General features: G+C 66.7%; 12 protein-coding genes. 8 read left to right on the forward strand and 4 right to left on the reverse strand.

Annotated features, from left to right (window positions below; all coding sequences use genetic code 11):
* The first annotated feature begins 129 nt into the window (after positions 1–129).
* Positions 130–1,494: a glutamate--cysteine ligase gene (locus V3B41_RS16550; RefSeq protein ID WP_049428260.1), complete on the forward strand. Its 1,365-nt coding sequence runs from the start codon at positions 130–132 to the stop codon at positions 1,492–1,494.
* Between the two features lie 89 nt (positions 1,495–1,583).
* Here the strand turns inward: V3B41_RS16550 and V3B41_RS16555 are convergent, their stop codons facing one another.
* Positions 1,584–2,642 (reverse strand): NAD(P)-dependent alcohol dehydrogenase, encoded by a 1,059-nt coding sequence (locus V3B41_RS16555; RefSeq protein WP_329861699.1) that lies wholly within the window; start codon positions 2,640–2,642, stop codon positions 1,584–1,586.
* A gap of 107 nt (positions 2,643–2,749) precedes the next feature.
* Between V3B41_RS16555 and V3B41_RS16560 the strand changes: the two genes are divergently transcribed.
* Positions 2,750–3,634 (forward strand): LysR family transcriptional regulator, encoded by an 885-nt coding sequence (locus V3B41_RS16560; protein ID WP_049428253.1) that lies wholly within the window; start codon positions 2,750–2,752, stop codon positions 3,632–3,634.
* 18 nt (positions 3,635–3,652) lie between these two features.
* Here the strand turns inward: V3B41_RS16560 and V3B41_RS16565 are convergent, their stop codons facing one another.
* On the reverse strand, positions 3,653–4,315 hold the full coding sequence (locus tag V3B41_RS16565; protein WP_049428251.1) for a TetR/AcrR family transcriptional regulator: 663 nt from the start codon (positions 4,313–4,315) through the stop codon (positions 3,653–3,655).
* A 74-nt stretch (positions 4,316–4,389) separates the two neighbouring features.
* On the opposite strand from V3B41_RS16565, the gene V3B41_RS16570 reads away from it, so the two are divergent.
* Positions 4,390–5,085, forward strand: coding sequence for a hypothetical protein (locus tag V3B41_RS16570; RefSeq protein WP_049428248.1), 696 nt, complete (start codon positions 4,390–4,392; stop codon positions 5,083–5,085).
* Between the two features lie 12 nt (positions 5,086–5,097).
* Here the strand turns inward: V3B41_RS16570 and V3B41_RS16575 are convergent, their stop codons facing one another.
* Both V3B41_RS16575 and V3B41_RS16580 read right to left on the reverse strand, forming a co-directional pair.
* Positions 5,098–5,514 (reverse strand): VOC family protein, encoded by a 417-nt coding sequence (locus V3B41_RS16575; RefSeq protein WP_049428243.1) that lies wholly within the window; start codon positions 5,512–5,514, stop codon positions 5,098–5,100.
* A 59-nt stretch (positions 5,515–5,573) separates the two neighbouring features.
* Entirely contained in the window at positions 5,574–6,677 is a 1,104-nt protein-coding gene (locus tag V3B41_RS16580) for an alkene reductase (protein WP_295546789.1), read from the reverse strand.
* A 128-nt stretch (positions 6,678–6,805) separates the two neighbouring features.
* On the opposite strand from V3B41_RS16580, the gene V3B41_RS16585 reads away from it, so the two are divergent.
* From V3B41_RS16585 to fghA, 5 genes are all read left to right on the forward strand, one after another.
* Positions 6,806–7,711 (forward strand): LysR family transcriptional regulator, encoded by a 906-nt coding sequence (locus V3B41_RS16585; protein WP_197633247.1) that lies wholly within the window; start codon positions 6,806–6,808, stop codon positions 7,709–7,711.
* A gap of 71 nt (positions 7,712–7,782) precedes the next feature.
* A complete protein-coding gene (frmR, locus tag V3B41_RS16590) occupies positions 7,783–8,058 on the forward strand; it encodes a formaldehyde-responsive transcriptional repressor FrmR (protein WP_005411009.1) in 276 nt (91 codons plus the stop codon).
* A gap of 58 nt (positions 8,059–8,116) precedes the next feature.
* Entirely contained in the window at positions 8,117–9,226 is a 1,110-nt protein-coding gene (locus V3B41_RS16595) for an S-(hydroxymethyl)glutathione dehydrogenase/class III alcohol dehydrogenase (protein ID WP_197633248.1), read from the forward strand.
* 8 nt (positions 9,227–9,234) lie between these two features.
* Positions 9,235–9,582, forward strand: a complete 348-nt coding sequence (locus tag V3B41_RS16600) for a YqcC family protein (RefSeq protein ID WP_049428235.1) — start codon at positions 9,235–9,237, stop codon at positions 9,580–9,582.
* A 22-nt stretch (positions 9,583–9,604) separates the two neighbouring features.
* Positions 9,605–10,435, forward strand: coding sequence for an S-formylglutathione hydrolase (gene fghA, locus V3B41_RS16605; RefSeq protein ID WP_049428271.1), 831 nt, complete (start codon positions 9,605–9,607; stop codon positions 10,433–10,435).
* Positions 10,436–10,629: the final 194 nt, after the last annotated feature.

Raw genomic sequence — 10,629 nt, forward strand, 5'->3', positions numbered from 1 at the left:
GAGGGCGTCGGTAGGATGCTGAAACCCGTCACCGTCGCATGACGCAACGGGGTGCCACGCTATAGTGCGCCCTTGCGATGGAAGGCCCCGGGCCCCACATCCCCTGCCACTGTCCAGCGAGCCTTCCCCTTGTCGAGCCCCAGCCACGTCGCCGATACCCCCATTACCGACCGCTCGCAGCTGGTGGAGGTGATCGCCTCCGGCGAGAAGCCCCGTGCGCAGTGGCGCATTGGTACCGAGCACGAGAAGTTCGGATTCCGCCTGGACGACCTGCGGCCGCCGACCTTCGAGGGCGAGCGTGGCATCGAAGCGCTGCTCAATGGCCTGGTCCGCTTCGGCTGGGAGCCGGTGCAGGAGAACGGCAACACCATCGCCCTGCTGCGCGATGGTGCGTCGGTGACGCTGGAACCGGCCGGTCAGCTGGAACTGTCCGGCGCAGCGCTGGAGACCATCCACCAGACCTGCGTGGAGACCGGCACCCACCTCAATGAAGTGGCGCAGGTGGCAGGCGAATTGCAGCTGGGTTTCCTCGGCATGGGTTTCCAGCCGAAGTGGAAGCGCGACGAGATGCCGTGGATGCCGAAGGGCCGCTACAAGATCATGCGCTCGTATATGCCCAAGGTCGGCTCGCTCGGCCTGGACATGATGACCCGCACCTGCACGGTACAGGTGAACCTGGACTACGCCACCGAAGCGGACATGGTGAAGAAGTTCCGCGTGTCGCTGGCGCTGCAGCCGATCGCCACCGCGCTGTTTGCCGATTCGCCGTTCACCGAAGGCAAGCCGAACGGCTACCTGAGCTATCGCTCGCACATCTGGACCGACACCGACGCCGATCGCACCGGCATGCTCGACTTCGTGTTCGAGGAGGGCTTCGGTTACGAGCGCTATGTCGATTACCTGCTCGACGTGCCGATGTACTTCTCCTACCGCGATGGCATCTACCACGACGCCAGCGGGCAGAGCTTCCGCGATTTCATGCAGGGCAAGCTGCCGGTGCTGCCGGGTGCGCTGCCGACGCTGCGCGACTGGTCGGACCACATGACCACCGCGTTCCCGGAAGTGCGCCTGAAGAAGTACCTGGAAATGCGCGGCGCCGATGGTGGCCCGTGGAGCCGCCTGTGTGCGCTGCCGGCGTTCTGGGTGGGCCTGCTGTACGACGACACCGCGCTGGATGCCGCCTGGGACCTGGTGCGCGACTTCACCCTGGCCGAGCGCCATGCGCTGCGCGATGGTGTACCGAAGCATGCGATGAACCTGCCGTTCCGCAACGGCACGGTGCGCGACCTGGCCCGCGAGGCGGTGAAGATTTCGGTGGAAGGCCTCAAGCGCCGTGCTGCGCGCAATGCCGATGGCCAGGACGAGAGCAAGTTCCTGGACGTGCTGCAGGAGATCGTCGAATCCGGGCTGACCCCGGCCGAGCGCAAGCTGGCGCTGTTCCATGGCCGCTGGCACGGCGATGTCGATCCGGTGTTCCGCGAGTTCGCGTATTGATGATGTTGGGTGGGTGCCGACCTTGGTCGGCACGCGATGAAAAAAACCCCGGCATTGCCGGGGTTTTTCATTTTCACACCTGCCTTGGATCAGGCTGCGTTCTTCATCGTCGCCATGTCGATCACGAAGCGGTAGCGCACATCGTTCTTCGCCATGCGTTCCCAGGCTTCGTTGACGTTCTTGATGTCGATCATCTCGACGTCGCTGACGATGCCGTGCTCGGCACAGAAGTCCATCATTTCCTGGGTTTCGGCCATGCCGCCGATCGCCGAACCGGTCAGGTGCTTGCGGCCGAAGATCACGCTGCCACCGGTCAGCGGCGGGTCCAGTTCGGTCAGCACGCCGACCAGGCACATGGTGGCTTCACGCTTGAGCAGGCCCATGTACGGGTTGGTGTCATGGCCGACCGGGATGGTGTTGAGCAGGAAGTCGAAGCTGCCGGCGTGCGCCTTCATCTGCGCGGCATCGCGCGAGACCAGCACTTCATCGGCGCCCAGACGCTTGGCGTCGGCACCCTTTTCCGGCGTGGTGGTGATCATCACCACGTGCGCGCCGAGCGCCTTGGCGAACTTCACGCCCATGTGGCCGAGGCCACCGAGGCCGATCACGCCGACCTTCTGGCCCGGGCCGACCTTCCAGTGGCGCAGCGGCGACCAGGTGGTGATGCCGGCGCACAGCAGCGGGGCGGCGGCCTTCAGGTCGAGGGTCTCGGACACCTTCACCACGAAGCGCTGTTCGACCACCACGTGGTCGGAATAGCCGCCGTAGGTCGGCGCGCCGCTTTCGCGTTCACGGCCGTTGTAGGTCCAGGTCGCGCCTTCGGCGCAGTACTGCTCCAGGTCGTGCTCGCAGGCGTCGCAGTGGCGGCACGAGTCGACCATGCAGCCCACGCCGGCGTGGTCGCCGACCTTGAAGCGGGTGACGTTGCTGCCGACCTCGGTCACGCGGCCGATGATCTCGTGGCCCGGCACCATCGGGTAGATCGAGCCACCCCAGTCGTCGCGGGCCTGGTGCAGGTCGGAGTGGCAGATGCCGCTGTAGAGGATCTCGATGCGCACATCGTCCGGGCCGACCGCGCGGCGTTCGAACTCGTACGGAACCAGCGGGTCGGTATGTGAATGGGCGGCGTAACCACGGGCGAGGGACATGGGGAATCCTTGGCAGGGTTTGTCGAAAGGCGTTTTACAATACGCCCCGTTCCCAGCGGCAAGAAGCGCGGATATCGGCATGATTCATCAAGTGAAACTGCACAATCATGGCCACTGACAACCTCACCCATCTGGCCGCGTTCGCCGCGGTGGCCCGTCATCGCAGTTTCCGCCGTGCCGGTGCCGAACTGGCTCTGTCGACCTCGGCGGTGAGCTATGCGATCCGCGCGCTGGAGGAACGGTTGGGCGTGGGCCTGTTCCATCGCACCACCCGCAGCGTGGCCCTGACCGAGGCCGGGCAGCGCCTGCTGGAGCGGTTGCAGCCGGCGCTGGGGCAGGTGCATGACGCGCTGGAGGAGATGAACCAGTTCCGTGCCGCCCCGGCCGGCCTGCTGCGGATCAATGCGACGCGCGCTGCCGTGGCGACCCAGTTGGGTCCGAGGCTGGCGCGCTTCCTGCACGCCCATCCTGACGTGCGGGTGGAACTGACCGAGAACGATGGCCTGGTCGACATCGTCGCCGAGGGCTACGACGCCGGCGTGCGCCTGCACGAGTTCGTGCCCGAGGACATGGTGGCGGTGCCGATGGGGCCGCCGCTGCGTGGGCTGATTGTCGGTGCGCCGGACTACCTGCGCCGGCACCCGGCACCGCAGCATCCGCGTGACCTGGCTGCACACGAGTGCATCCGTTTCCGCTTCGCCAGTGGCCATCTGTACAAGTGGCAGTTCGAGCGCGCTGGGCAGGCGCTGGAAATCGACGTGCCGGGGCGGTTGACGCTGGGCGAGCAGGGCACCGTGGTCGGCGCGGTGCTCGATGGCATCGGCCTGGCCTATGTGCTGGAAGACACCGCACGGCCCTACATCGAATCGGGGCAGATGGTGGCGGTGCTGGAAGACTGGAGCGAACCGTTCGCGGGATTCGCGTTGTACTACCCGAAGCAGCGGCAGATGCCCGGCGCGCTGCGCGCGTTCGTGGACATGCTGCGCGAGTGAATCGTGGATGGGGCAACCCTACGGCCCCTGCAACACCGGCGCCAACAACGCCAGGCACTCACGCAGGTGCGCATCCACCGGCGCATCCTCGGCCGCCACCCCGATCACGCGTTCGCGTAGCGGTTCGGCCACCGTCATCGCCAGGATCAGCCGCGCCATGCGCGCCGAATCCCCCTCACGCAGCAGCCCACGCTGCTGCTGCCGCGCCAGCCAGTCGGCCAGCAGCGCTCGGCCGCGCTCGATGCCGTTGTCCAGATAGGCCTGCAGCAGCGCGTCTTTGCCGGGAAAATCGGTGGCCAGCAGCCGGAACACCTGCACCGCCTGCGCCGATAGCGCCTGCGCGCACACCGCCTGCAGGATGTCCTGCAGCAACGGCACCACCTCGTCGGCATCGCGCGCATCGCGCTGCAACTGTGGCGCGAAGCCGTCGGTCCACTCACGCACCGCCAACCCGACCAGTTCCTCGCGGTTGCTGGCATGGCGGTACACGGTCTTCTTTGCCACCCCGGCATGCGCCGCCACCGCTTCGATCGTGGTGGCCTCGTAACCCTGTGCCAGCAGCAGCTCCAGCGTAGCCTGCAGCACGGCGTGGCGGACTTCGGCTTCCGGTCGCGCGGGGCGTCCACGGCGGCGGGCGGGGGCGACGGGATCGGGCAGGGCGGTGCTGTTCATTACACCCATCTTACCGCACCCGAGTAATTGCGAAACGATGAACGTTTCCGTATTGTCGGATCTCCCAACCCCAGGAGACCCCCATGGATACCGCTGTGAACGCCCGCGCCTGGCTGGACCACCACGATCTGCTTGACCCGGCACCGATGCACCTTGAGACCGGCGTCCAGCGCCGCGAAGACGGCACTCTGCTGGTCGCAGTGCGCACCGATCTGCACGGTTGCAAGGGCCGCATGCTGGACTGGTGGTTTACCTTCTTTGAAACAAGCCAGCACATCCGCTGGTGGCACCCGGTCGATCATGTCGAGCACCGCGGCTGGGACGAGGCCTGGCAGCGAGGGCGCAGCTACCACGGTGCCAGCATCCACGCGGTGGAATCGCTGGCCGATATTCCGCCGGTGGCGGCACGCCTGAAGTTCCACGACCCGCGCACGCTGCTGGTGCCCGAGCGCCTGCAGGCGGCGCAGGATGCAGGTGACGTGTCGGCGCTGATCGCCGCGCGCATCGGCTTCGGTGACCACGTGCGCCTGGATGCAAACGGTGATCCCTGCGATGGGCAGATGCTGCACGTGGCGCGCGATACGCCGTTTGGCTGCGTGCTGCGCAGCCGCTTCGTGCTCGGCCTGGACAGCGCCGATCCGCACCGCGATGCCAGCGATGCGGTCGGCCTTGGCCTGCTCAAGCACTGCTATACGGAGTTCAGCTTCCTTTCGCGTCTGCTGCCATCGCTGTACTACGGCGAACGCGCCAATGGCGAGGCCGTGCCACTGCCATGGTGAACGACGCGCCGGTCATTCGACCAGCGCGTCGTAGCCTTCGCCACTGAACTGGATGAGGCAGAAGCCGTGGCCGAACGGGTCGGCCAGCACGGCGATGCGGCCCCAGCGACGCTCGCGCACGGACTGCTCGAGTGTCGCCCCGGCCGCAACCGCACGCGTCAGTGCGGCCTCGATGTCATCCACGACCCAGTCCAGGTGCAGCGGCGTCCAGTGGCGCTCGTAATCGCGCACATCGCCGTCCTCGGTGGCAGGGCTGCCGTGGTCGTTCTGCAGTAGGTACAGCGGGGTGGGGCCGCCCAGCAGTTCCACCGCACCGGGCCCGAGACGGCGGCCGACGCGCAGGCCGAAGGCTCGCATGTAGAAGTCTTCGGCAGCGGCGAGGTCGGGGACGTCGAGGTTGACGATGAACGCTGCGGTGGGCGTATCCATGGTCAGATCCAGTGGATGTGGGTGGGCAGTGTATGCCCCCATCCACGCATGGCGCGGATCTACTGTGCGCGTGGGTAATCAAGGTAGCCCGCCTCGCCGCCACCGTAATAGGTGCTGCGGTCGGGCGTGGCCAGCGCGATGTCGTGGTGCAGGCGTTCGACCAGATCCGGGTTGGCGATGAACGGCTGGCCGAACGCGGCCAGATCGATGGTGCCGTCCTCGACCAGCTGTAGGGCGCGCGTGCGTGTCATGCCACCGGCCAGGATCAGGGTGCCGCCGTAGGCCTGTTTGAACTGCTTCAGGAACGCGCTGCCCAGCACCGATTCACCCTGCTGCAGGTTGTCGTTGAGGTGCACGTAGGCCAGCCCGCGCTTGCCCAGTTCTTCGGCCAGGTACAGATAGGTGGCCTCGTTGTCGGGGTAGAACGGCATGTCGAAGGTGAGGTTGTTCGGTGCCAGGCGCACGCCGATGCGGTGACCACCGATGCGCTGAGCCATCGCATCGACGGTGTCCAGGATCAACCGCGCGCGGTTGGGCAGCGAGCCGCCGTAGCGGTCGTCGCGCTGGTTGATGAGCGGGTTGAGGAACTGTTCGAACAGGTAGCCATTGGCGGCATGCAGCTCGATGCCGTCGAAGCCGGCGGCGATCGCGTTGTCGGCGCCCCGTGCGAAGTCGGCGATGATGCCGGGGATCTCGTCGGTGGCCAGTGCACGTGCCGGGGTGGGATCGGCATGGCCGCGGCTGCCGTCTTCCAGATAGACGAACGAGGTGTTCTTCGGTGCGCTGGCCACCGGGCGCGTGCCGGCGCTGACCGGTTGGCCACCATTGGGCTGCAGTGAGGAATGCGACATGCGGCCGACGTGCCAGAGCTGGGCAAAGATCGTGCCCTGAGCGGCATGCACCGCCTCGGTGACCAGCGTCCAACCGGCCACCTGCTCGGCTGACCAGATACCCGGCACGTCGATGTAGCCCTGGCCCTGTGGCGAGACCGGGGTGCCTTCGCTGATGATCAGGCCGGCGCTGGCACGCTGCCGGTAGTACTGCGCGGTGAGCTCATTGGCGACCGAACCGGGGTTGCGGGCACGGGTCATCGGGGCCATCGCGATGCGGTTGCGCAGGGCGGTACCTGACAGGTCGAAGGGGTGGAAGAGGGCGGCGGTCATGTCGGTCATCTCGGTGTGGGGGAGGCGCCAGCGGCGCGATGCACACAGGATGGAGTTGACATGCAGGTGCATAAAGCGCTTCGATTTCCCATTGAACGGGACTATTTGTCCCCAATGGAGCGTGAGGGATGTTGCCACTGGAATCCTTGAATGGCCTGGTGACCTTCGTCACCACGGCACGCTCGGGCAGCTTCACTGAAGCCGCCAGTGCGCTGGGCATTTCGCGGTCGGCAGTGGGCAAGGCCATCGCGCGGCTCGAAGCGCGACTGGGCGTGCGCCTGTTCCATCGCACCACGCGGCGCATCGCGCTGACCAGCGACGGCGAGGCGTACTACGCCTCCTGCGCGGCGGCGCTGGAAGAGATATCCGCGGCCGAGGCCTGCCTGGGGTCGGCCGGGCTGCCCAGTGGGCGACTGCGTATCGACATGCCGTCCTCGTTCGGGCGGCTGGTGGTGCTGCCGGTGCTGCTGCGGCTGTGCCGGCAGTACCCGGACCTGCAGTTGACGATGACCTTCACCGATCACTTCGTCGATCCCGTCGAGGAAGGCATCGACCTGCTGATCCGTTTCGGCGGATTGCACCATGCCGAGCACCTCGTGGCGCGACGGCTCGGGCGCCAGCGCCTGGTCACCTGCGCATCGCCGGAGTACCTGCAGGCGCATGGCGTGCCTGCGACCGTGGAGGAACTGGCGCAGCATCGCAGCATCGTTGGCTTCCGTCATGGCCAGCCGGTCTGGTGGCGGATCGGCAGCGAGGATGACGAAGGGACGTTCATCCCGAATGCGCCGTATCAGCTCAATGACGGCGACGCGGTGATTGAAGCGGCCATCGCCGGTCTCGGTATCTGCCAGATGCCGGTTTCACTGGTGCGCCGCCACCTGGAATCCGGCGCGCTGCAGTCGGTGCTGGATGCGCACATGCAGCGGCATATCGACATCCACGCGCTGTGGCCACCGACGCGTCATCTGCGGCCAAAGGTGCGCTACGTGGTGGATGAGCTGACCCGGTTGGCGGGTGAGGGGTTGTTCGATTGAGCAGGCCGGGATTGAGTTCGTGGTTCCGGCTTGTATACTATCCCCCAGTATAGTTCCTGGGTAGCCTGGCCATGCCGCACTCCCCCGAAGAGAAGAAGAAGGTCCTGGCCCGCGTGCGCCGCATCCGTGGCCAGTGCGATGCGCTGGACCGCGCGCTGGAAGCCGGCGCCGACTGCGGGCCGGTGCTGCAGCAGATCGCTGCCATCCGTGGCGCCGTCAACGGCCTGATGTCCGAGGTAATGGAGGCCCATCTGCGCGAGGAGTTCGGCCAGCCCGCGGCCTCCGATGAACAACGCGCCGAACGCGTGCGCGACATGAGCGCGTTGATCCGCTCGTACTTGAAATAAACGACGGCGCAACATGGCGCCGCCAATCCTGTCATTGCCTGTCTTTGGAGAAACCACCATGAAGTCCCGTGCCGCCGTCGCCTTTGGTCCCGGCCAGCCGCTGCAGATCGTCGAGATCGACGTCGCCCCGCCGAAGAAGGGCGAAGTGCTGGTGAAGATCACCCACACCGGTGTCTGCCACACCGATGCGTTCACCCTGTCCGGCGATGACCCGGAAGGCCTGTTCCCGGTGGTATTGGGCCATGAAGGCGCCGGCATCGTGGTGGACGTGGGCGAGGGCGTGACCAGCGTCAAGCCGGGCGACCACGTGATTCCGTTGTACACCGCCGAGTGCGGCGAGTGCCTGTTCTGCAAGAGCGGCAAGACCAACCTCTGCGTGTCGGTGCGCGCGACCCAGGGCAAGGGCGTGATGCCCGATGGCACCAGCCGCTTCAGCTACAACGGTGAGCCGCTGTACCACTACATGGGCTGCTCGACCTTCAGCGAGTACACCGTGGTGGCTGAAGTATCGCTGGCGAAGATCAACCCGGACGCCAACCCGGAACACGTGTGCCTGCTGGGCTGCGGTGTCACCACCGGCATCGGCGCGGTGCACAACACCGCCAAGGTGCAGGAAGGCGACAGCGTGGCGGTATTCGGCCTCGGCGGCATCGGCCTGGCGGTGATCCAGGGCGCGCGCCAGGCCAAGGCCGGCCGCATCATCGCGGTGGACACCAACCCGTCCAAGTTCGAGCTGGCGCGCGAGTTCGGTGCCACCGACTGCATCAACCCGAAGGACTTCGACAAGCCGATCCAGCAGGTCATCGTTGAAATGACCACCTGGGGCGTGGACCACAGCTTCGAGTGCATCGGCAACGTCAACGTGATGCGCGCGGCGCTGGAATGCGCGCACCGTGGCTGGGGCCAGAGCGTGGTGATCGGCGTGGCCGGTGCCGGGCAGGAGATCTCCACCCGCCCGTTCCAGCTGGTGACCGGCCGCAAGTGGATGGGCACCGCCTTCGGTGGCGTGAAGGGCCGCAGCCAGTTGCCGGGCATGGTCGAGGATGCGATGAAGGGCGATATCGAACTGGCCCCGTTCGTCACCCACACCATGGACCTGGACAAGATCAACGACGCCTTCGACCTGATGCATGAAGGCAAGTCGATCCGTTCGGTGGTCCACTACTGAGCCGCGGCGTGGGCTGGCTGGATGCCCTGCGCCGGCCGCGTGCGGAAGACCCGCGCGCGGCCCTGGTTGATCCGATCGAGCAGGCGCTGCGCGCGCTGGGTTGGGTCGAAGGCGTCGTGGGGCCACCGCGTGCGGTGACTTCGGCCTTCGGCAGCGACGATGGCATGTCGTTCGAGCACTGGCTGGCGCAGGTGTTCCTGCCGCGCCTGCACGAAGCCCGCGCCGATGGCCAATGGCCACCGCGCAGTGACGTAGCGGTCGCGGCGTACCGCAACCTGGGCGGCCAGCCTGGTGTCGAACCGCTGCTGCGCCTGCTGTCGCAGCTGGATGAATTGATCAACACACGTGGCGGCTGAAGCCGGCACGCAGGAGGGTTCCATGGAACGCATTGAACATCGCGCCTGTTTCGGCGGCTGGCAGGACGTCTACCGCCATCGTTCGTCCACGCTGGGCTGCGACATGCAGTTCGCCGTGTACCTGCCGCCGCAGGCGGCCACTCAGAAGCTGCCGGTGCTGTACTGGCTGAGCGGGCTGACCTGCACCGAGCAGAATTTCATCACCAAGGCCGGCGCGCAGAACTATGCAGCCGAGCACGGCGTAATCATCGTCGCGCCGGATACCAGCCCGCGCGGTGATGACGTGGCCGATGCCGAGGGCTATGACCTGGGCAAGGGGGCGGGGTTCTACCTCAACGCCACCCGTGCACCGTGGGCGAAGCACTACCGCATGCACGACTATGTGGCTCAGGAGCTGCCGGCGCTTATCGAGGCGAACTTCCCGGCCACCGATGCGCGTGGCATCAGCGGCCACTCGATGGGTGGCCATGGTGCGCTGGTGACCGCGCTGCGCAACCCGGGGCGCTACCGCAGTGTGTCGGCGTTCTCGCCGATCGTCGCGCCCAGCCACGTGCCGTGGGGGCAGAAGGCGTTCACCGCCTACCTGGGCGACAACCCGGCCGACTGGGCGCAGTGGGACGCGTGTGCGCTGCTGGCGACGGCCTGCGAGCGCCTGCCGTTGCTGGTCGACCAGGGCGAGGCGGACGAGTTCCTGCAGGCCCAGCTGCAGCCGCAGCGCCTGCAGGAGGCCTGCGCGGCCGCCGGCCATCCGCTGACCCTGCGCCTGCAGCCGGGCTACGACCACAGTTACTACTTCATTGCCAGCTTCATTGGGGAGCACATCGCCCACCACGCCCGCGCGCTGAAGTGCTGACCCCCTGTAGAGCCGAGCCCACGCTCGGCTCTACCTTGGGCCTCCGACCGGATGGCAGCCGAGCATGGGCTTGTATGTTCCTCCCGGCTCCTACGAGGTATGTAGGAGCCAGGGTGGAGGGACCGTCAACATGATATCTGCGGGTACCAGCCGACAGACGAGCCGAGCGATCCCCATCCCGCACCTTAACGTCG

The sequence above is a fragment of the Stenotrophomonas sp. SMYL89 genome (assembly GCF_036319985.1).
GTDB classification, from domain to species: Bacteria; Pseudomonadota; Gammaproteobacteria; order Xanthomonadales; family Xanthomonadaceae; genus Stenotrophomonas; species Stenotrophomonas maltophilia_Q.